The organism is Enterobacter sp. BIDMC92, from assembly GCF_001030225.1.
GTDB classification, from domain to species: Bacteria; Pseudomonadota; Gammaproteobacteria; order Enterobacterales; family Enterobacteriaceae; genus Enterobacter; species Enterobacter sichuanensis.
Genome location: NZ_KQ087598.1, coordinates 3268340 through 3288819, shown reverse-complemented (window position 1 = coordinate 3288819; position 20480 = coordinate 3268340). Strand labels below are relative to the sequence as shown.

Here is a 20480-nt window from a genome sequence, read left to right as displayed (position 1 = left end):
CACTTTTACACTAAGGCATAAATTATGAAAAAAATGACTGCCATGCTCTTTTCTCTGGCCGTGGGGCTTAACACCGTCTCTATGGCGGCGAAAGCTGACGCACCAAAAGAGCAGGAAACGGACGTCCTTTTAATTGGTGGCGGTATCATGAGCGCCACGCTGGGAACCTATCTGCAGGAACTGCAGCCGGACTGGTCAATGACCATGGTCGAGCGCCTCGATGGCGTGGCGCAGGAGAGTTCGAACGGCTGGAATAACGCCGGTACCGGACATTCGGCACTCATGGAACTGAACTATACGCCGCAGAAAAAGGACGGTTCCATTAGTATCGAGAAGGCGGTAGAGATCAACGAAGCATTCCAGATTTCTCGCCAGTTCTGGTCTCACCAGGTCAACAACGGCGTGCTGCACGATCCGCACTCCTTCATCAACACCGTACCGCACATGAGCTTTGTGTGGGGCGAGCAGAACGTCAACTTCCTGCGCGCGCGCTACGCTGCTCTGCAGCAGAGCACGCTGTTCCGCGGCATGAAATACTCTGAAGATCACGCGCAGATCAAAGAGTGGGCTCCGCTGGTTATGGAAGGTCGTGATCCGAACCAGAAAGTGGCGGCGACCCGCACTGAGATTGGTACCGACGTCAACTACGGTGAAATCACCCGTCAGCTGGTAGCCTCTCTGAAGAAGAAAGAGAACTTCAACCTGCAGCTCAGCACCGAAGTGCGTGGCTTCAAGCGCAACGCGGACAACAGCTGGAGCGTGACCGTTGCCGATCTGAAAAATAACGAAGCTGAGCACGTCATCAAGGCGAAGTTTGTCTTTATTGGTGCGGGCGGTGCCGCGCTGAAACTGCTGCAGGAGTCCGGTATTCCGGAAGCTGACGACTATGCGGGCTTCCCGGTGGGCGGTCAGTTCCTGGTGTCCGATAATCCGGAAGTGGTAAATCGCCATCTGGCAAAAGTGTACGGCCAGGCTTCCGTAGGCGCACCACCGATGTCCGTGCCGCACATTGACACCCGCATGCTTGACGGCAAACGCGTGGTGCTGTTTGGACCGTTCGCAACCTTCTCCACCAAGTTCCTGAAAAATGGCTCTCTGTGGGATCTGCTGAGCGCCACGACCACGTCTAACGTCAAGCCGATGATGGATGTCGGTCTGGATAACTTCGACCTGGTGAAATACCTGATTAGCCAGGTAATGCTCTCAGACGAAGAACGCTTTGAAGCGCTGAAAGAGTACTATCCGCAGGCGAAAAAAGAAGACTGGCGTTTGTGGCAGGCGGGTCAGCGCGTACAGATCATCAAACGCGATCCGAAAGAAGGCGGCGTGCTGCGTCTGGGTACCGAAGTGGTAAGCGATAAGGACGGCACCATTGCCGCGCTGCTGGGGGCGTCCCCGGGGGCATCTACTGCTGCGCCGATCATGCTGCACCTGATGGAAAAAGTGTTTAAAGATAAAGTTTCCAGCCCGGAATGGCAGGCGAAGCTGAAAACGATTATTCCATCTTACGGCACGAAGCTGAACGGTAACGTGGACGCGACGGAGCAGGAGCTGGAATACACCAGCCGCGTACTGCAACTGCAATACGTCAAACCGCAGGCTGCTGCTGATGCCGCACCAAAAGCGGAGCTGAAGGCTCAGCCGGAAAACAAACCAGTTGCGGATATCGCGCTGTAAGGTAAAAGCAAAACGGCAACATACGTTGCCGTTTTTCGTGTTTTCTCCCTCTCCCGGTGGGAGAGGGTTGCGGTGAGGGCGCCAGAGCGCACCCGACCTGGTTTTAACGTACTACCGCCTGGCCGACATTCTCTTCAGCCTTCCACACGCGGTATTTCACTTCCACGTTTTCAGGCGTATAGACCACAATCGGCAGCTTGCTGTTGTAGCGGATCAGGCTGTTATCACCCAGATACGCCGTCACAAATTTCTTCTCTTTCTTGCCATCCGGGCAGGCCATCATGGTGGAGACCGGAGAGGTCACTTTATCAAAGACGTAATAGTCATAACCCCAGCCTTCCAGCGTTTTGCTTTCAAGCTGGCCACCCAGACGGTGCTGGTTGCAATCCACTTCCAGCGTCTTGCCAATTAACAGTTCCACTTTGAAATTGGCTTCATCCTGCTGAACCGGCAGTTGAATCACCTGACGCTTCATCCCTTTCTCTGCTTTCGGATACGGGGCGACTTTTTCCAGCGGCTGTTCTTTTGGGGTTTCGCTGGCAAAAGCACTGGCGCTGGCGCACGCGGCGGCGATCAGAGCGATGGCAAATTTAGGTGCGTTTTTCATTGTCATTCCTCTATGTCAAAACGAGCAGAACCAGATTAGCATAACAATTATGAATGATTAGCTTCATTTACTTACATTTTCAATATGGGTAGCGTAATAAACTACGATTTTGCCAGTGAATTGGTTTTTTGTGCTGGAATGGAATCGGACGGCAGATCGTGTTATTTTATTCCTTACTTAATGTTATTCATCTGTGAAGGGAAGAGAGATGGTTCGTGCAAAACTGAAAACACCTGAAGGCCGTAAATTCCTCCTGGCGCTGCTGGTGGTCTTTATGATTGCTGCCGCGTGCGTGGGTCGGGCAACCATTGTGGGTGTGATCGAACAGTACAATATCCCCCTCTCAGCCTGGACAACCAGCATGTACGTGCTGCAATCGGCAATGATCTTCGTCTACAGCCTGGTGTTCACCGTTCTGCTGGCCATACCGCTGGGTATTTTTTTCCTGGGCGGACGCGAGAAGCACTAAGCACCGATTCGCGATAACTAAGCCATCCTGCGGGGTGGCTTTTTTTATGCCTGACGATATTTTACCTGCGCTTCCAGGATATTCTGTTTTGAGCAAAATGTTCTACATACAGCAGGAGATGCGTAATGTTATCCCGGTTTGCAACGCTCAGCCGGATCCCGAAAGGCGTCTGGGTTGTCGGTGGGGTCAGTATGTTGATGGATATCTCCTCGGAGATCATTCACAGCCTGCTACCACTGTTTATGGTGACGACGCTCGGAGCCAGCGTGATTTTCATCGGTTTGATTGAAGGGCTGGCCGAAGCCACTGCGCTGTTTATCAAAGTGTTTTCCGGGGCAATTAGCGACTATCTGGGTAAACGTAAAGGGCTGGCGGTACTGGGATATGGTCTTGGCGCGCTAAGTAAACCGTTGTTTGCTATAGCGTCTTCGTCCGGCATGATTCTGGGGGCACGCTTAATCGACCGGGTAGGGAAGGGGATACGTGGTGCGCCGCGCGATGCGCTGGTCGCTGACGTCACGCCGCCGGAACTTCGCGGTGCGGCCTTTGGTCTGCGTCAGTCGATGGACACCATCGGCGCATTTCTCGGCCCGCTGCTGGCCGTAGGCCTGATGCTACTGTGGAATGATGATTTTCGAACTATTTTCTGGATTGCGGTTATCCCCGGTGTACTTGCCGTTGCCCTGCTTTTCTTCGGGCTGCATGAGCCGAAAACGCCTGTTGAACATAAACGCACGAATCCCATCAAAAAAGAGAACCTCAGGCGCCTGGGTAAAGGCTGCTGGTGGGTGATTGGGTTAGGCGCTGTCTTCACACTCGCCCGTTTCAGTGAGGCATTTCTGGTCCTTCGTGCCCAGCAATCCGGGGTGCCGCTGGCGCTCATTCCGCTGGTAATGGTGGCCATGAATCTGCTCTATTTCCTCTCAGCCTATCCGTTTGGCAAGTTATCCGACGTCATGAGCCACACCCAGTTACTGCAGTGGGGACTGGTGGTGCTGATAGGGGCGGACATTGTGCTGGCGCTGAGCACCCACTGGGCGGGCATTATTTTAGGGGTTGCGCTTTGGGGCGTGCATATGGGGATGACGCAAGGATTGCTGGCGGCAATGATTGCTAAAACTGCGCCAGCGGATTTGCGCGGCACGGCTTTCGGTATTTTTAGCCTGGTCAGCGGTGTTGGGTTGTTAATCGCCAGCGTGCTAGCCGGTGTTATTTGGGAAACATTTGGTGCGGAATATACATTTTATGCCGGAGCGGTGATTTGCCTGGTTACGCTGGTGTATCTGCGCAAAACGCCGGACGAGGCGCAATAAAAAACCAGCCATAAAAGGCTGGTTTTCAATGTATTTTTGGTCGGCACGAGAGGATTTGAACCTCCGACCCCCGACACCCCATGACGGTGCGCTACCAGGCTGCGCTACGTGCCGACGCATAGAAAGCATACTACTCGATTCCGTTTCGAATGCAAGGGAATCTGTCGCTAACTGGTTTATAATTAATCAGTTAGCGATAAAGCGCTTCTCATCCGTCAGGACCTGCAGCAGCAGACTCAACTGCGGTTTCTGATCTTTCAACCGCTCCCCTTCGAGATTATACGTCTGATAATTGCCGTTGCTGTTCAGCACCAGCGTCAGCTTCGGTGTGGTCACCACCAGCGTGTCATTCCCGGCAGCCGTGACCCAGTTATGGCGGCGCGCGGCGCTAAAGAGATCCTGCCCCTGCGAATACTCGTTTGCAGGCGTGCTGACGTGCAGCAGACGTTGCATCAGGGTGGTCATGACATCTTTATGCTCGGTGAGCATATTGATGCGCTGAGCCGGGGTGCCCGGCCAGTGGATCACCAGCGGAACCTGCAGGTTCGGACGTGACCAGTTCATACTCTTCGTTTCGTCACCCAGCGGGACGCCATGGCCAGCGGTCACGATCACCACGGTGTTCTCCAGCTTGCCCGACTCACGTAGCGCGTCAAGTACGCGAGCTATCTGCGCATCAACATTGCCCGCCGCGCGGCCATAGCGGCGCGTAAAGTCATTTTTATTGCTGTTGGCAAGCGTGGTGCCGTTAAAGGCCACCCATGAGAACCAGCGGTTATCTTCCTGAGCGTAGCGCTGCAGCCAGTTTATCCACTGGCTGGCGGTCTGCGCATCGGACTGGTCCTGCGCTGGCGGCAGTGAGAAATCTGACAGCAGCGCCTGGCGGTAGAGCGGGCTGTTAAAGCCATCTGATGAGAACAGCCCCAGTTGATAACCTTGCTGATTCAGCCCGGTGATCAGCGCCGCAGGTATGCGGCTCGACAGCACGCCATCCATATATCCGGCTGAAATACCATAGAAGAGGCCAAAGATGCCCGCATCGGTTGAGTTACCGGAACTCATATGCTGAGTAAACGTGACGTTTTGACTGGCGAATTCAGCCAGCGCAGGCATCTGCTTCTCGTAACGGGAATAGTTCAGGCCATCGACGGTGATCAGCAGGACGTTTTGCCCGCGACCCATATCACGATAACGCAGATCGCTCAGGGGATACTGAACGCTGACGGCTTCCGGATTCCCCTGTTCGACCAGACGGCGCTGATACTCCTGGGCATCAAGCAGGCCGTGTTTCTCGAGGAAGCGGCGGGCCGTCATTGGATAGGAGAGCGGCAGATTGGCACGCTGCATCGTAATAGGGCGATAGAAGTTCGCATCCGCCCAGATATACATGATGTGCGAACTGATAAACGAGACGAAGAAGAGCGTGGCGACAGGCTTCGCGTAATGACGTCGCCGGGTCAGACTGCGAAGTTTTTGCCAGCTCCAGGTGGCAAACAGCATCTCAATCAACAGGATCACCGGGACGCTGATAAACATCAGCTGCCAGTCACGGGCCGTTTCGTTCTGGTCGGGGTTAATCACCAGTTCCCAGACGATGGGGTTGAGATGCAGGTGGAAGCGGGTGAACACTTCACTGTCGATAAGCAGCAGCGTTATCCCCACCGTCGCAAGGATGGCGGACAAGAACCGCATGAGACGCTGCGACATGACGATAAACGTCAGGGGGAACAGGATCAGCAGATAGGTGGCGAAAACCAAAAAGCTAAAGTGACCGACAACGCTCATCCAGGAATAGATCCGCCCGGTTAGCGTTGTGGGCCAGTCTGCGACAAACAGATAACGACAGCCAATCACCGTCGCCAGCAGAATGTTGAACAGGGCAAACCAGTGCCCCCAGCTGACCATCTGGGAGACTTTTTCACGGTAGCGCTGACGATTCGTCACCATAAACTGTTGTTCGTATCCCTTAATGGGCCTGGTCGTTGCTGACGGATGACTGTAAAGCCTGGGCGAAAGATTTTGCGATCGCCTGACGCTGAGCCGGAGCAACGCTGGTGTTAATAAGGTTGGTGACCATATTTCCCAAAACCATCAGGGAGAGATCGGTCGGTGTTTTATGTTTTTCCAGTACGTTGACCAGCTCACTGAGCAGTTGTTCAACGTGTTCATCACTGTAGCGGGAATGTTGTGGCATAAATCAAAATCAGTTTGTTGATGAAAGGGCAACATATTACCGTAGCAACAGCTTTTTTTCCCCTTTTTTATCTGTTGTTGCACACATGCCCTGGTGGTGGTTGAATACCGCCCGGTCTAAAAGGAGAGTTTATCATGAGTCTGGAAATCAACCAGATTGCCTTGCACCAGCTTATCAAGCGTGATGAGCAAACCCTTGAAGTGGTGCTGCGCGATTCGTTACTGGAACCCACGGCGACCGTTGTGGAGATGATGGCAGAGCTGCATCGCGTCTACAGCGCCAAAAATAAAGCCTACGGTCTGTTCAGCGAAGAGAGTGAACTGGCTGATAGCCTGCGTCTGCAGCGTCAGGGCGAAGAGGATTTCCTGGCGTTTAGCCGCGCCGCAACCGGGCGTCTGCGCGACGAACTGGCGAAATATCCCTTCGCCGACGGCGGGATCGTGCTGTTCTGCCACTACCGCTACCTGGCGGTTGAGTATCTGCTGGTCACCGTGCTGAATAACTTAAGCAGCATGCGCGTGAACGAGCAGCTGGATATCAGCTCCACCCATTATCTGGACATCAACCATGCGGATATTGTGGCGCGCATTGATTTGACCGAGTGGGAAACGAACCCGGCGTCGACCCGCTACCTGACTTTCCTGAAAGGGCGTGTGGGCCGCAAAGTGGCGGATTTCTTCATGGACTTCCTCGGTGCCAGCGAAGGTCTTAACGCCAAAGCGCAAAACAAAGGGCTGCTCCAGGCGGTTGACGATTTCACGGCTGAAGCACAGCTTGATAAATCTGAGCGTCAGAACGTACGTCAGCAGGTTTACAGCTACTGCAACGAACAGCTGCAGGCAGGGGAAGAGATTGAGCTGGAGTCGCTGTCCAAAGAGCTGGCAGGCGTGAGTGAAGTCAGCTTCCAGGAATTCACTGCGGATAAAGGCTATGAGCTTGAAGAGAGCTTCCCGGCGGATCGCAGCACGCTGCGTCAGTTAACCAAATTTGCCGGCAGCGGCGGTGGGTTAACCATCAACTTTGACGCGATGCTGCTGGGTGAACGCATTTTCTGGGATCCGGCCACCGACACGCTGACCATCAAAGGGACGCCGCCGAACCTGCGCGATCAGCTTCAGCGCCGCACCTCTGGCGGGAAATAACAGCCATAAAAAAACCCCGCAGAAGCGGGGTTTTTTTTCGACAGGTTTGCGATTACGCGCGAACGAAGTCGATGTGAGTCAGTTTTGGCTTGAACGCGTGACGCTGAACAGCCTGAACTTTCACTTTTTCTTCTTTACCGCCAACAACGATGGTCAGAACTTCGCTGTAGAATTCAGCTTTGGTCTGCAGGTTCCACAGTTTGTCGTGATCCAGTTCGATTGCAACTGGAGCAGCTTCGCCACCGTAAACGATAGCCGGGAACTTGTTAGCGGCACGCAGGCGGCGGCTCGCACCCTTACCCTGCACGTTACGTACTTCTGCTTCGATAGTAAACATTGATTTCTCTCTGTATTTAAAACCCTACTACAGGCGACCCAGCAGCAGGTGAGTGTTCTGCCTCACGGATGTGAAGCGGGCGGCATTTTATACTCAAATGCCCCGCACATCAATGAAAAGTCCCCCTAACCGCGCAATTCGTTAGCGCGACGGAAGCGACCTTCATAGTCAAAGAGTTTCTCACGCACCTGCCAGAACTGGCCTTTCTTACGGGCGACCACAAAATCCGGATGGCGCAACAGCCCCTGCTGGCGCACGATATCGGCCACGGTTATCCAGCGCAGGGGGATGCCCGGCGTGCGGGTATGCGGGCGGATAAACAGCTGTTCGAAGGCCGTGCGCTGGGCGGGCGTCTGGACCCGGAAACGCTCACTCACGTCCGCCCCGTCCTCGTCGTAATAGGTGATTTTCAGCCACTCACCTTTTTCATCGGCGCCGGGCTGCAGTGCCATGCCCGAGCAGCGCAGCACCAGGGCATCTTTCAGCTTTAGCGCCGCTTTCAGCATGTCATCCGGGTCAACCAGCACCGTGTCGCATTCCCGACAGCGGCGGGCGGCTATGTCGTTTTCGGCATTGCACTGTGGGCAGTTTTTGAAGCGGAAACGGAAATCGCACTGCTCGCGGTGCCCCTCATCATCTTCAAACCAGCCCTGGCAGCGGCGGCCAAAATGTTCGATCAGCGTGCCGTCAGCGGTGGTTTTGCCCCAGAAGGTGTTGGCAAACCCGCAGGCGGGGCAAAAAACCTGTACGGGGACGTTGTCGCTTTTCCCTTTGGGCGCCCCGACTTCAGGGGTATAGATATCGTGCGGGTTGCCGGCATAGTCCAGAATCAGACAGTCGGTTTTGCCCGGCGCCAGTCGCAGGCCGCGACCCACAATCTGCTGATACAGGCTGACTGATTCGGTCGGGCGCAAAATGGCGATCAGGTCGACGTGCGGCGCGTCAAAGCCGGTGGTCAACACCGACACGTTCACCAGATAGCGGAACTGCTGGGCTTTAAAGGCCTCAATCAGCCCGTCACGCTCCGGGCCGGGCGTCTCACCGGTGATGAGCGCCGCGTCGCCAGAGGGCAGTAAGCCGGTGATTTCTCGTGCGTGCTCAACGGTGGCGGCAAAGATCATCACCCCTTTGCGCGTCGCGGCGAACTCCTCAATCTGGCTGATGATGTGCGGCGTAATACGCTTTTGCTTTTTCAGCTCCTGGTTAAGATCCGCTTCGCTGAATAAGCCGTTGCTCTGCGCCTGCAGACGGCTGAAGTCGTACTGCACCACCGGCATATCCAGCCGTTCAGGCGGTGTCAGGTAGCCATGTTTAATCATATAGCGCAGCGGAAGTTCGTAAATGCAGTCGCTAAACAGGGCCTTGTCATCCCCGCGCACCATGCCGTGATAATGGTAGCGGTAGATCCAGCCTTTACCGAGACGAAACGGGGTTGCCGTCAGGCCCAGAAGGCGTAAGTGAGGGTTCACCTCTTTGAGGTGAGTGAGGATTTGCTGATACTGGCTGTCGTTATCATCACTGATGCGGTGACATTCGTCGACAATCAGCAGCGAAAATTCGCTGCGAAACAGGTCGAGATTGCGGGCCACCGACTGCACGCTGCCAAAGACCACTTTGCCGCGGCTCTCTTTACGCTTGAGTCCGGCGGCGAAAATGTCGGCGTCCAGTCCCAGTGCGCAATATTTGGCATGGTTCTGCGCAACGAGTTCTTTAACGTGCGCCAGAACCAGCACGCGGCCACGCGCCAGGCGCGCCAGCTCGGCGATCACCAGGCTTTTGCCTGCACCGGTCGGCAGCACAATCGCCGCCGGCTCGCGATGTTTACGGAACCAGGCGAGGGTGGCGTCAACGGCCTCCTGCTGATAGGGTCGAAGTGTAAAAGTCATGGGGTCTCGGTTTCGTTATTCCGCACATAGTATGCCACGAAACTTTTTCCCTTGAGTGGCGCAACCAGACCATTATACTGAGCCGTTCCAGACTGCGTCTTTTTCGGACCTGTTGTCCGAGTTCCAGCACCATTAAGGCTAAAAAGATTTCATGCGACTTGATAAGTTTATCGCTCAGCAACTCGGCGTAAGCCGCGCTATTGCCGGGCGCGAAATTCGCGCCAGCCGCGTTACCGTGGATGGCGACATTGTGAGAGACAGCGCGTTCAAACTGCAACCTGACCATCAGGTGGAGTATGACGGCAATCCGCTGACCCAGCAGCACGGCCCGCGTTATTTCATGCTCAATAAGCCGGAAGGCTATGTTTGCTCTACGGACGATCCGGATCACCCGACGGTGCTCTATTTCCTCGACGAACCGGTTGCGCATAAGCTGCATGCCGCCGGGCGACTCGATATCGATACCACGGGTCTGGTGCTGATGACCGACGACGGACAGTGGTCTCACCGCATCACCTCTCCGCGCCACCACTGCGAAAAAACCTATCTGGTGACGCTGGAGTCTCCGGTAGCGGATGGCACGGCAGAGCAATTCGCGAAAGGCGTCCAGCTGCATAATGAAAAAGATCTGACCAAACCCGCCGTGCTCGAGGTGATCACGCCGACCGAAGTCCGCCTGACCATCAGTGAAGGGCGTTACCATCAGGTAAAACGTATGTTTGCCGCGGTGGGGAACCACGTCGTGGGCCTGCATCGTGAACGGATTGGTGCGATTGAACTTGATCCCGACCTGGCGCCAGGCGAATACCGCCCGTTAACGGAAGAAGAGATCGCCAGCGTCGGTCTGCCTTCGCACTAATTTCAGGAGAACTCTGTGACCACCAGGCCACACTCGTCGTTCAAAATTGTTTTCATTCTTGGCCTGCTGGCCATGCTGATGCCGCTGTCTATCGATATGTACCTGCCTGCGCTGCCGGTCATTTCGACGCAGTTTGGCGTCCCGGCGGGCAGTGCGCAGATGACGCTCAGCACCTATATTCTCGGCTTTGCCCTCGGCCAGCTGTTTTATGGCCCGATGGCGGACAGCCTTGGACGTAAGCCCGTCATTCTGGGCGGGACGCTGGTCTTTGCGGTTGCTGCGGTTGCCTGTGCGCTGGCACAGACCATTGATCACCTGATTATCATGCGCTTCTTCCACGGTCTGGCGGCGGCGGCAGCAAGCGTGGTGATTAATGCCCTGATGCGCGATATCTACCCGAAAGAAGAGTTCTCCCGCATGATGTCGTTTGTGATGCTGGTGACGACGATTGCGCCGCTGGTGGCCCCGATGGCTGGTGGTGCGGTACTGGTGTGGTTTAGCTGGCATATGATTTTCTGGATCCTGGCTCTGGCGGCGCTGCTGGCCTCGGCGATGATTTTCTTCTTTATTGATGAAACGCTTCCAGTCGAGCGCCGTCAGAAATTCCATATTCGCACCACAATCGGCAACTTTGCTTCGCTGTTTCGTCATAAGCGCGTGCTGAGCTATATGCTGGCGAGCGGGTTCAGCTTCGCCGGTATGTTCTCCTTCCTGAGCGCCGGACCGTTTGTTTACATTGAACTGAACCACGTCTCACCGCAGCACTTTGGCTATTACTTTGCGCTCAATATCGTATTCCTGTTTATCATGACCATCATCAACAGCCGTTTTGTCCGGCGGGTGGGGGCGCTGAACATGTTCCGCGCCGGTCTGTGGATCCAGTTTGTGATGGCCGTCTGGCTGGTCGTGAGCGCGTTTCTGGGCGTGGGCTTTTGGGCGCTGGTCGTTGGCGTGGCGGCCTTTGTCGGCTGCGTGGCGATGGTGTCATCGAATGCGATGGCGGTGATCCTGGATGAGTTCCCGCACATGGCAGGCACCGCGTCATCCCTGGCGGGGACGTTCCGCTTCGGTATCGGCGCGATCGTCGGGGCGTTACTGGCTATGGCCACCTTCAGTACGGCATGGCCAATGCTGTGGGCGATGGCTTTTTGCGCAACCAGCTCAATCCTTTTCTATCTTTACGCCAGTCGACCGCGAAAAGCGGCTCACTGATTTACAGAGAAGGCCCGGCAGGGCCTTTTTTGTTGATACATATCAACCAAACCCGTGTTCGTTTACCCCGTGTTTGTTTATTTTATGTAAAATCTATTTGTGTAAAAAGTCACATCATTGTATTCAAAAAGGTTGAGTTAGATCGCAGAAACGGGTACATATAGCGCCGACGCGAGCCTGGAAACGAATAAAAAGCGCTGAATAGTGCAGGCTGGCGATGATGTGTTACTATAAATGTAAATAAATTGTGAAGTGAATTTTACTTCCGGGGAACGAACGTGAATACATTACAACTCTCCATTGTCCATCGCTTGCCTCAGAGCTATCGCTGGTCGGCGGGTTTTGCAGGTTCGAAAGTTGAACCGATTCCGCAAAACGTCGCGGGCTGCGAGAATTGCCTGGTGGCACTCAAACTGCTGAGCCCGAGCGACGAAAATGCATGGCGGGTGATGGAACGTCTGAGCCAGGCCCTGACCGATATCGAAGTGGACAGCTCCGTGCTGGAGTGCGAAGGCGAGCCGTGCCTGTTTGTGAAAAGCCAGGACGAGTTTGCAGCCACCTGCCGTCTGAAGAATTTTGGCGTTGCTATTGCTGAGCCTTTCTCTGGCCAGTATCCCTTCTGAGCGCTAGTCTGCCGACAACAGCTGGCGCGTGTAGCGCTGCGTTGGCGCGGTGAATACGCGCTGGCACTCACCCTGCTCGACCACTTCTCCCTGTCGCAACACAATCACCTGATGGCACAGCGCCCTCACCACCTGTAGATCATGGCTGATAAAAATATAGGCCAGCCGGTGTTTTTCCTGTAACCCCTTGAGCAGCGCCAGGATCTGCGCCTGTACGGTCCTGTCCAGAGAGGACGTTGGTTCGTCCAGAATAATCAGCTCTGGTTTCAGGATCAGCGCGCGGGCAATCGCGATACGCTGGCGCTGCCCGCCGGAGAATTCAGCCGGATAGCGGTGACGCGTCTCGGGATCTAAACCCACTTCAACCATCACCCGTTTCACCTCCTGCTCGCGCTGCTGAGCACTCAGGGCGGGCTGATGCACGCGCAGGCCCTCTTCGACAATCTGTAACACGCTGAGCCGCGGGTTAAGCGAGGAGTTGGGATCCTGAAAAACCACCTGCATGCGTGGACGAACGGGCAGCATCTGCCGCCGGTTCCAGCGGTGCAGCGGCATGCCGTCAAAGAGGATCTCGCCCTGCGAGGCAATTAAGCGCAGCAGCGCCAGACCGGTGGTGCTTTTACCCGAACCGGATTCGCCCACAAGCCCCAGGGATTCGCCAGGACGCAGCGAGAAGCGGAGGTTTTTCAGCACCGGGTTTCGATCGACAATGCGCTGCAAAATACCTTTGCGGATCGGGAACGAGACGGACAGATCCTCAACGCGCAACAGCGGCGCGCTGTCCGCATCGAGAGGAACCGGATCGCCGGCGGGTTCGCTGTCGAGCAGGCGCTGCGTATAAGGATGCTGTGGCGCGTTCAGCAGCGTGGAGGCGATATTCTGTTCCACACATCGCCCGTTTTGCATTACCGCGACGCTGTCGGCCAGCTTTTTCACAATGCTCAGGTTGTGCGTGATAAACAGCAGGCTCATATTGAGTTCGTCACGCAGCTCCCGCAACAGCGTTAATATTTGAGCCTGTACCGTCACGTCGAGCGCCGTTGTGGGCTCGTCGGCTATCAGCAGTTCCGGGCGCGTGAGCAGGGCCATGGCAATCATCACGCGCTGGCGTTCGCCGCCGGAGAGCTGGTGCGGAAAATCATTGAGCCGTTTGGCCGCATTGCGTATGCCTGTTCGCTCAAGACAATCCAGAATTTCTCCCCGCGCCGCCTCTTTGCGCATCCCCCGGTGCAGGGAGAGCACTTCATAGAGCTGTTTTTCCAGGCTGTGCAGCGGGTTGAGCGAAACCATCGGCTCCTGGAAGATCATGGCGATTTTGTTGCCGCGAATGCCCCGCAGGGTGTGTTCATCGGCATGCAGCAGTGAACTGCCGTGAAACAGAATATCCCCTTGCGGGTAGCTCACCGGCGGAGACGGCAGCAGGCGCAGGATGGAAAGGGCAGATACGCTCTTGCCGGACCCCGATTCCCCCACCAGGGCCAGCGTTTCACCGCGCTGGATCTGCAGCGACAGATCGGTGACCACGGTGCGCGTCTCGCCCTGCGTTGAAAAAGCAATCGACAGGTTATCAATACTGAGAAGAGGCTGGGTCATCTTATACCGCCTTGTTAGGGTCGAAGGCATCGCGCACGGCTTCGCCAATAAAAATCAGCAGTGAAAGCAGCACGGCCACGGAGAGAAAAGCGGCGATGCCTAACCACGGCGCCTGCAGGTTGTTCTTACCCTGCAGCAGCAGTTCGCCGAGCGACGGCGAACCCAGCGGGAGACCAAAGCCCAGGAAATCGAGTGAGGTGAGGGTAGTGATGGAGCTGCACAGAATAAACGGCAGGAAGGTGAGTGTGGCTACCACGGCATTCGGCAGCATATGGCGGAAGATGATCCCGCGATCGCTGACCCCAAGCGCCTGCGCGGCACGAATATAGTCGAAATTGCGGGTACGCAGGAATTCCGCGCGCACGACGCCTACCAGTGCCATCCAGCCGAACAGGACGGTGATGCCTAACAGCCACCAGAAGCCGGGCTGTACCACGCTGGAGAGCAGAATGATGAGAAACAGCGTTGGCATGCCTGACCAGACTTCAATCACCCGCTGGCCCCAGAGGTCGATTTTTCCCCCGTAGTAGCCCTGAACGGCACCCGCCACGACGCCCAGCACGCTGGAGAAAATGGTCAGCATCAGCCCAAAGAGAAGCGAAATACGGGTGCCATACAGGATGCGCGCCAGCACGTCGCCACCGTTGGCATCCGTTCCCAGCCAGTTTTGCGCGGAGGGCGGAGAAGGGAAGGGGGTCGTCGTGGCGAAGTTAATGCTGTTTGCGCCAAAGCGCACCGGGGCCCAGAGCGCCCAGCCGTGTTGCTCAATCTGCTGGCGAAGCCACGGATCCTGATACTCCGCCGGCGTGGCAAATGGGCCGCCAAAGTCGCTTTCGTTGTAACTGACCAGAACAGGCACGTACCAGCGGTCATTAAAATGCACCAGCAACGGCTTATCGTTAGCGATCAGTTCCGAAAACATGCTCAACACAAATAGCACGGCAAAGATCCACAGCGACCAGTAGCCACGGCGGTTGTGGCGAAAGCGGGCCCAGCGGGCCTGGTTGACGGGGCTTAAACGCGGCATCAGCGGCCCTCAAAATCGATTCGGGGATCGACCAGCGTATAGCTGATATCGCTGACAATATTCAGCAGCAGGCCAATCAGGGTGAAAATATAGAGCGTGCCAAACATTACCGGATAATCACGCGACACGGTGGCCTCATAGCCCAGCAGACCCAGGCCGTTGAGCGAGAACATCACCTCTATCAGCAGCGAGCCGGTAAAAAACATACTGATGAACGTGGCTGGAAATCCGGCGATCACCAGCAGCATGGCGTTGCGGAACACGTGTTTCCACATGATCTGCTTTTCGCTCACGCCCTTGGCGCGGGCGGTGACGACGTACTGCTTACGAATTTCATCGAGAAAGGCGTTTTTGGTCAACATGGTCAGGGCGGCAAACCCGCCTATGACGGTGGTCAGAACCGGCAGGGTGATATGCCAGAGATAGTCGGTTATTTTCTGGTACCAGGGCAACGTGCTGAAATCGGCGGAGACGAGCCCTCGCAGTGGGAAGAGGTCAAAATAACTTCCCCCGGCAAAAAAGACGATCAGCAGGACGGCAAACAGAAACGCCGGAATGGCATAGCCGATGATGATGAATGTGCTGCTCCAGATATCAAAGCGGCTGCCGTTATAAACTGCTTTGCGGATCCCGAGCGGAATCGAGACCAGATAGATGATCAGCGTTCCCCATAGCCCCAGCGTTATCGAAACCGGCAGGCTCTGCTTAATCAACGTCAACACTGACGCGCTGCGAAACAGACTGTCGCCGAAATCAAAGCGGATGTAATCCCAGAGCATTTTGAAATAGCGCTCGTGAATCGGTTTGTCAAAGCCGTAGCGATGGGTGATCTCGGCGATCACCTCCGGATCCAGACCGCGTCCGCCGCGATAATGGCTTTCGCTGATATTCCCCACGCCGGTTCGCGCATGGCTCGCGCCCATGCCTTCACCGCCCCCGCCGGGCATGCCGCCGCTGTTGCCAAATTCAATGGCGGCAATCGCCTGATCGACCGGCCCTCCGGGGGCGATTTGCACGATAAAAAAGTTAATCGTGATGATGGCCCACAGGGTGGGGATGACCAGCAGCAGACGGCGGAGAAGATACGCACCCATGATGATTCCTTATCGCCGCTCAGCGGGAAGTCTGGCGGCTTTGTTGACGTCATACCACCAGGTATCAAAGCCGAGGGAATAGACCGGGCGCACGGCAGGCACGGAGAACTTGTCCCAGCGCGCGAGGCGGTCTTCACCCATGTACCACATCGGCAGCATGTAGTAATTCCAGGTTAACACTCTGTCGAGGGCGCGCCCAAGCGGCACGAGCTTTTCTTTATCTCCCTGCGCCGCCACAATTTTCGCAATCAGCGCATCAATCGCCCGGCTTTTTACGCCCGGAGCATTGTACGAGGAGTCGATGTAGCGGGAGGCCCAGGAGATTTGCAGGTCCGAGCTGGGCCACGGTTGCGCGGGCCACAGGCGCTGCATCATGTCGTAATCCCGGCTGCGCATGCGGCTGGTGATCTGGGCGTTATCGACCTGGCGAATGTTCATGGTTACGCCCAGACGCTCAAGATTATGCTTAAACGGCAGTACCCATTGATCGTTGCCCCCGGACGAGAGCAGCAGTTCAAAGCTGAGAGGCTGACCCGTTTTGGCATTAACCCGTTTTTGATTCTTCAGGTGCCAGCCTGCATCATCCAGCAGCTTGCTGGCTTTCAGCAGGTTGTCGCGATCGTAACCGTCACCGTTTGACGCGGGTGGCTGAAAGACACGGGTGAACACCTGCGGGGGGAGCTCGGCTTTCAGCGGCGTCAGAAGGGCCAGTTCGTCCGCTTTCGGATAATCACGCGCGGCATACTCGGTATTCTGGAAATAGCTGTTAGCGCGGCTGTAGGCGCCGTAAAACAGCGCTTTGTTCATCCATTCAAAATCAAAGGCCAGGGTAATGGCTTCCCGCACCCGGCGGTCAGTAAATACCGGACGCTGAATATTAAACGCCAGCCAGCGCGTGTCCTGGGCAGACGCATTTTTGTGTTCGTCCTTAACGATATAGCCTTTGGCGAAATTTTTCCCGATATAGCGGGTCGCCCAGTTTTTGGCGCTGCTCTCTACGCGTAAATCGAAGGCACCGGCTTTGAACGCCTCAAACGCCACGTTATCGTCAAGGTAGTAGTCATAGCGAAGGGTGTCGAAGTTCCAGCGCCCGCGGTTTACCGGCAGGTCAGCCGCCCAGTAGTCTTTAACGCGGGAGTAGACCACATACTGCCCCATGCGCCAGTCGGTGATGCGATAGGGACCGCCTGCCAGCGGTGGCGTCGAGAGCGGGTCGCTTAGCTTATGATTCTTCCAGAACGATTCAGGCATCACGGGCAGCGAGAACAGACTAAGCATATTCTCTTTGTTCGGTTCGCTCAGCTCAATGCGTACGGTCAGCGGCGCAATGGCTCTGACTGACGCCCCCTTATAGACAATGCGGAACTGGGGAACGCCTTCGGTCATAAATTTATGAAAGGTGAAGGCGACGTCGCTGGCCTTAACCGGTGTGCCATCGTGAAAACGTGCCCGGGGGTTCAGGGTGATTTCCGCCCAGGCGAAGTTATCGGCATAACGCACATTCCCGGCAATCAGCGGATAGTAGCTGCCGGGCTCATCATCAGACGTGACAAAGAGCGTATCGTAAAGCGATTCCGTTCGCGCCGCCGCCACCCCACGCAGGGCGAAGCGGTTGAAGTTGTCAAACGTTCCCGTGGCGGAAAGCGTGACCTTTCCGCCTTTCGGCGCGTCAGGGTTAACGTAATCGAAGTGGGTAAAATTGACGGCGTATTTCGGCTCGCCAATCACCGCGAAGGCGATATTTTCTTTGATGGCTTGCGCCTGGCTGGACAGGCTCGTGAATGCCAACATCAGCAACATAACGCGCATAAGCATCTCGCGGCGGCTCCCTCTTTTACAGACCGGCTCGGTTAAGCTGAATAATAAGTGACGCCGCAGGCAATGTGAAATTATTCACCGTCGGGTGACATGTCCGGTCGCCATTCACGGAACTGTGCCAGCGGCATCGGGCGGCTAATCCAGTATCCCTGCAGGAAGTTGACGCCATGTTCACGCAGCCAGGCGGCCTGTTCCGGCGTTTCCACCCCTTCGGCGACGGTCGACATATTCAGTCGCCTTGCCAGCGTGAGCACGGCATCCAGCACCGGCGAGGTTACGGTCTCGGTACCAATGGCATTCACGAAACCGCGGTCGATTTTGAGATAGTCCATGGTGAAATGCTCAAGATAAATTAGCGCACTGTGGCCCGTACCAAAATCATCAATGGCTATCTCAAAGCCTTCATTATGCAGCCACTCGAAGAGGCTGTTGGCTTCCCGATGGTTAAGCATGTCGCGCTCGGTAATTTCCAGCACGATCTGGAAGTAATCCGGCGGCAGTAGCGCTTTGAAGGTGCGCATATCGTCTTTGAAGCTTTCCGCATGCAGATGTCCGGGCGCAATGTTGATCCCCACTTTTGCTCCAGGGGGAAGAAGGGTCTGTAACACGGGGGCATCGTGAATAATCAGATCAAAGAGATGCAGCGTCAGCGGGACAATCAGCTTCTGCGCTTCAGCGAAGTTGATAAATGCATCTGGCGGAATTTCTCCCATTGTCGGATGTTTCCAGCGCATCAGCACTTCAAGCCCGGTCATCCGGAGCGATTTGGCATCAACGACGGGCTGATAAACCACATAAAACTGACCACGCTTAATGGCGCTTAAAATCTCTTTACCCGGATTGAGCCGAATGCTGAGGATGTAGTAATTGAGCGATCCGGCAGCAATACCGCATACCAGCCCGAAGAACAGGGCATAGAGAATTTCATCGCTGGTCCACGCGTCCGCATACAGTTTTATGGTCAGGGGGACCTCTTTCAGCGTCGCGGTGCGGGCCGGGATATCATGTAAATCATGCGCTTTGACTAGCCTGCTGGATCGCGTTGACAACGCATTATCACCAATAATGATGGCAATGCCCGCAAACTCGTCCTGACGCGCGGTATAGAGCAGGTAAGGCGTCAGATTGATATTCACCGAGGTGAACACACCGCCATCCTTCACTAACGGGTTACGGTACCAGATGGCAATCGCGGGTTTATTGGGCAACATCGGGGTGCCCGGTAGCAACGCCATATCAATCGGTTTACCGATGTGCAGCTCCGGTATCAGCTCCTCCATCGGGACATTCATCGGGCCGGTGGCCGATGAGCAAAATGCCATTTTGTCTCTTACCAGCAGGAAGGCGCGAACGTTAATGCTAAAGGCGGCGCGCGAGGTGAGCTCCTGATTGACCTCCTGGCAGGTGTTCAACGTGAGCGGCTGGAGAATATCGACAGCGTTTTTTAACTCATCGAAATAGCTCTCCATATAGATGGAGATATCGTGAATCAGGGTGTCGAATTTGGTTTCCCGCTTGTGGTAGCTCCAGAAAAACTGCAATGACCCGAGGAGCAGGGCGGCGATAAGACCCGTGATAATGCTGATGAACAGAATCTTGCGATTGCTGGAAAAGTAGCGGGTGAACATAGACGTCGTGATTCCTGAAATGCCGCTGGATGTATTCAGTGTAACGGGCAAAAAAAAACACTGCCGAAGCAGTGCTTTTTTTCATCGTATCGCCAGCCAAGGGATAACCAACGATACAATTGTCATCTTAACTGCGGGTCAGAACACGGCGCGCTTCGTTGTAACGCTTCTTCCAGTACGGTTCGTTCATGCTGGAAATGGTCACACCGCTGCTGGTGGAGGCATGTACAAACTGGTCATTACCAATGTAGATGCCAACATGACGACCTGTAGAACCTGCACGGAACAGAACTAAATCACCGGTGCGCAGTTTCGTACGTGAAATCGACTTGCCCATCTCCTGCTGTTCATACGTTGAACGCGGAAGGTCTAACCCAAACTGCTCACGGAACGTACGCTGTACAAAACCGGAACAATCAATACCTGTTTTTGTGCTGCCGCCAAGACGATAACGTACGCCTTTCCAGTCAGCATACTGGTCCATAATGCGGGACTTCACGTCCAGATTACGTACCATATTTTCAAATTCATCCTGAGAGGCTTGCAGTGACGAGGAATCTTCCATTCCCACAACACGCGTCTCAGGATGCATATTCTTTGCGGTGTTCGATGTACTACATGCAGACAACAGTACCGCGACTGCTATCGCCGGGATCCCCCGTAATATATATCTCAGAAACGGTTGAGATTTGACCATTTTGTTTATTTTCCCTTGAAGTCCTTAACGACAAATATCGTTATAAAAATGCCAAACGTGACGAGACTAATTATCTGTTCACATTGAGACAATTCTTTCTGATCACATTTGTGGCACAGCGCACAAAATTATTCACCAGCGAAATCATTATCTCTATGGGGCAAAACGAGTTCGAGATTAACCGATTGCCCGGGGTATTGCGAGTAAAAAAAGCCTTTTTTTTATAAGAAATTGTGATACAGAAAGTAAAAATTCGTAATTGCTTAAAATACGGTCAGATCCGACGCGTTATCGCGCAATTGCT

18 protein-coding genes and 1 tRNA gene are annotated in these 20480 nt (G+C 55.0%); 7 read left to right on the top strand and 12 right to left on the bottom strand.

Translation table 11 applies throughout. The features are described 5' to 3' along the window. Positions 1–24 precede the first annotated feature (24 nt). Positions 25–1677 carry a malate dehydrogenase (quinone) gene (mqo, locus tag SP99_RS15410; RefSeq protein WP_025756297.1) on the top strand — a complete coding sequence of 551 codons (1653 nt, stop codon included), beginning with the start codon at positions 25–27 and terminating at the stop codon, positions 1675–1677. Between the two features lie 103 nt (positions 1678–1780). On the opposite strand, the gene eco is transcribed toward mqo, so the two are convergent. After that, a complete protein-coding gene (gene eco / locus SP99_RS15405) occupies positions 1781–2284 on the bottom strand; it encodes a serine protease inhibitor ecotin (RefSeq protein ID WP_025756296.1) in 504 nt (167 codons plus the stop codon). 208 nt (positions 2285–2492) lie between these two features. Here eco and SP99_RS15400 point away from each other — a divergent pair, with 208 nt between their 5' ends. Together SP99_RS15400 and SP99_RS15395 are read left to right on the top strand one after the other, a co-directional pair. Next, on the top strand, positions 2493–2753 hold the full coding sequence (locus SP99_RS15400; protein ID WP_008500962.1) for a DUF2534 family protein: 261 nt from the start codon (positions 2493–2495) through the stop codon (positions 2751–2753). 125 nt (positions 2754–2878) lie between these two features. After that, the gene (locus SP99_RS15395) at positions 2879–4066 is read left to right on the top strand and encodes an MFS transporter (RefSeq protein ID WP_047959129.1); all 1188 of its coding nucleotides are present in this window, start codon (positions 2879–2881) and stop codon (positions 4064–4066) included. Positions 4067–4103: 37 nt separating this feature from the next. Here SP99_RS15395 and SP99_RS15390 read toward each other — a convergent pair. The 3 genes from SP99_RS15390 to SP99_RS15380 all read right to left on the bottom strand — a co-directional run bounded on the left by SP99_RS15390 (position 4104) and on the right by SP99_RS15380 (position 6260). After that, positions 4104–4180 (bottom strand) — tRNA-Pro (locus SP99_RS15390). 72 nt (positions 4181–4252) lie between these two features. Then, entirely contained in the window at positions 4253–6013 is a 1761-nt protein-coding gene (yejM, locus tag SP99_RS15385; RefSeq protein ID WP_047959128.1) for an LPS biosynthesis-modulating metalloenzyme YejM, read from the bottom strand. A gap of 19 nt (positions 6014–6032) precedes the next feature. Continuing rightward, complete coding sequence (locus tag SP99_RS15380; protein WP_014884596.1) at positions 6033–6260, bottom strand: YejL family protein; 228 nt, start codon at positions 6258–6260, stop codon at positions 6033–6035. A gap of 134 nt (positions 6261–6394) precedes the next feature. Between SP99_RS15380 and yejK the strand changes: the two genes are divergently transcribed. Continuing rightward, positions 6395–7402: a nucleoid-associated protein YejK gene (gene yejK, locus SP99_RS15375; protein WP_025756289.1), complete on the top strand. Its 1008-nt coding sequence runs from the start codon at positions 6395–6397 to the stop codon at positions 7400–7402. Between the two features lie 52 nt (positions 7403–7454). Here the strand turns inward: yejK and rplY are convergent, their stop codons facing one another. Next, the gene (rplY, locus tag SP99_RS15370; protein ID WP_025756288.1) at positions 7455–7739 is read right to left on the bottom strand and encodes a 50S ribosomal protein L25; all 285 of its coding nucleotides are present in this window, start codon (positions 7737–7739) and stop codon (positions 7455–7457) included. A gap of 125 nt (positions 7740–7864) precedes the next feature. Next, a complete protein-coding gene (locus SP99_RS15365; RefSeq protein WP_047959127.1) occupies positions 7865–9625 on the bottom strand; it encodes a DNA repair helicase RadD in 1761 nt (586 codons plus the stop codon). Between the two features lie 151 nt (positions 9626–9776). On the opposite strand from SP99_RS15365, the gene rsuA reads away from it, so the two are divergent. The 3 genes from rsuA (at position 9777) to SP99_RS15350 (ending at position 12319) form a co-directional block, all read left to right on the top strand. After that, a complete protein-coding gene (rsuA, locus tag SP99_RS15360) occupies positions 9777–10484 on the top strand; it encodes a 16S rRNA pseudouridine(516) synthase RsuA (protein ID WP_047959126.1) in 708 nt (235 codons plus the stop codon). Positions 10485–10499: 15 nt separating this feature from the next. Then, the gene (locus SP99_RS15355; RefSeq protein ID WP_047959125.1) at positions 10500–11696 is read left to right on the top strand and encodes a Bcr/CflA family multidrug efflux MFS transporter; all 1197 of its coding nucleotides are present in this window, start codon (positions 10500–10502) and stop codon (positions 11694–11696) included. A 278-nt stretch (positions 11697–11974) separates the two neighbouring features. Further along, positions 11975–12319: a YejG family protein gene (locus tag SP99_RS15350; protein WP_008500952.1), complete on the top strand. Its 345-nt coding sequence runs from the start codon at positions 11975–11977 to the stop codon at positions 12317–12319. Positions 12320–12322: 3 nt separating this feature from the next. On the opposite strand, the gene yejF is transcribed toward SP99_RS15350, so the two are convergent. The 6 genes from yejF to mepS all read right to left on the bottom strand — a co-directional run bounded on the left by yejF (position 12323) and on the right by mepS (position 20176). After that, positions 12323–13912 (bottom strand): microcin C ABC transporter ATP-binding protein YejF, encoded by a 1590-nt coding sequence (yejF, locus tag SP99_RS15345; protein ID WP_047959124.1) that lies wholly within the window; start codon positions 13910–13912, stop codon positions 12323–12325. A 1-nt stretch (position 13913) separates the two neighbouring features. Then, positions 13914–14939 (bottom strand): ABC transporter permease, encoded by a 1026-nt coding sequence (locus tag SP99_RS15340; RefSeq protein WP_025756283.1) that lies wholly within the window; start codon positions 14937–14939, stop codon positions 13914–13916. Continuing rightward, the gene (locus SP99_RS15335) at positions 14939–16033 is read right to left on the bottom strand and encodes a microcin C ABC transporter permease YejB (RefSeq protein WP_047959123.1); all 1095 of its coding nucleotides are present in this window, start codon (positions 16031–16033) and stop codon (positions 14939–14941) included. The genes SP99_RS15340 and SP99_RS15335 overlap by 1 nt, the downstream gene beginning before the upstream one ends. Before the next feature lie 9 nt (positions 16034–16042). Beyond that, positions 16043–17848: an extracellular solute-binding protein gene (locus SP99_RS15330; protein WP_047959122.1), complete on the bottom strand. Its 1806-nt coding sequence runs from the start codon at positions 17846–17848 to the stop codon at positions 16043–16045. 74 nt (positions 17849–17922) lie between these two features. Then, positions 17923–19479 (bottom strand): cyclic di-GMP phosphodiesterase, encoded by a 1557-nt coding sequence (locus SP99_RS15325; protein ID WP_047959121.1) that lies wholly within the window; start codon positions 19477–19479, stop codon positions 17923–17925. Between the two features lie 127 nt (positions 19480–19606). Further along, positions 19607–20176 carry a bifunctional murein DD-endopeptidase/murein LD-carboxypeptidase gene (gene mepS / locus SP99_RS15320; RefSeq protein ID WP_008500946.1) on the bottom strand — a complete coding sequence of 190 codons (570 nt, stop codon included), beginning with the start codon at positions 20174–20176 and terminating at the stop codon, positions 19607–19609. Between the last annotated feature and the right edge of the window lie 304 nt (positions 20177–20480).

What these genes read in the sequence shown, in the direction of transcription:
- SP99_RS15335 (WP_047959123.1), bottom strand. Translation starts at nt 16,033, where the DNA reads ATGGGTGCGTATCTTCTCCGCCGTCTGCTGCTGGTCATCCCCACCCTG.
- SP99_RS15395 (WP_047959129.1), top strand. Translation starts at nt 2,879, where the DNA reads ATGTTATCCCGGTTTGCAACGCTCAGCCGGATCCCGAAAGGCGTCTGG.
- yejM (WP_047959128.1), bottom strand. Translation starts at nt 6,013, where the DNA reads ATGGTGACGAATCGTCAGCGCTACCGTGAAAAAGTCTCCCAGATGGTC.
- mqo (WP_025756297.1), top strand. Translation starts at nt 25, where the DNA reads ATGAAAAAAATGACTGCCATGCTCTTTTCTCTGGCCGTGGGGCTTAAC.
- SP99_RS15380 (WP_014884596.1), bottom strand. Translation starts at nt 6,260, where the DNA reads ATGCCACAACATTCCCGCTACAGTGATGAACACGTTGAACAACTGCTC.
- yejK (WP_025756289.1), top strand. Translation starts at nt 6,395, where the DNA reads ATGAGTCTGGAAATCAACCAGATTGCCTTGCACCAGCTTATCAAGCGT.
- SP99_RS15330 (WP_047959122.1), bottom strand. Translation starts at nt 17,848, where the DNA reads ATGCTTATGCGCGTTATGTTGCTGATGTTGGCATTCACGAGCCTGTCC.
- yejF (WP_047959124.1), bottom strand. Translation starts at nt 13,912, where the DNA reads ATGACCCAGCCTCTTCTCAGTATTGATAACCTGTCGATTGCTTTTTCA.
- rplY (WP_025756288.1), bottom strand. Translation starts at nt 7,739, where the DNA reads ATGTTTACTATCGAAGCAGAAGTACGTAACGTGCAGGGTAAGGGTGCG.
- rsuA (WP_047959126.1), top strand. Translation starts at nt 9,777, where the DNA reads ATGCGACTTGATAAGTTTATCGCTCAGCAACTCGGCGTAAGCCGCGCT.
- SP99_RS15340 (WP_025756283.1), bottom strand. Translation starts at nt 14,939, where the DNA reads ATGCCGCGTTTAAGCCCCGTCAACCAGGCCCGCTGGGCCCGCTTTCGC.
- mepS (WP_008500946.1), bottom strand. Translation starts at nt 20,176, where the DNA reads ATGGTCAAATCTCAACCGTTTCTGAGATATATATTACGGGGGATCCCG.
- SP99_RS15400 (WP_008500962.1), top strand. Translation starts at nt 2,493, where the DNA reads ATGGTTCGTGCAAAACTGAAAACACCTGAAGGCCGTAAATTCCTCCTG.
- SP99_RS15365 (WP_047959127.1), bottom strand. Translation starts at nt 9,625, where the DNA reads ATGACTTTTACACTTCGACCCTATCAGCAGGAGGCCGTTGACGCCACC.
- SP99_RS15325 (WP_047959121.1), bottom strand. Translation starts at nt 19,479, where the DNA reads ATGTTCACCCGCTACTTTTCCAGCAATCGCAAGATTCTGTTCATCAGC.
- eco (WP_025756296.1), bottom strand. Translation starts at nt 2,284, where the DNA reads ATGAAAAACGCACCTAAATTTGCCATCGCTCTGATCGCCGCCGCGTGC.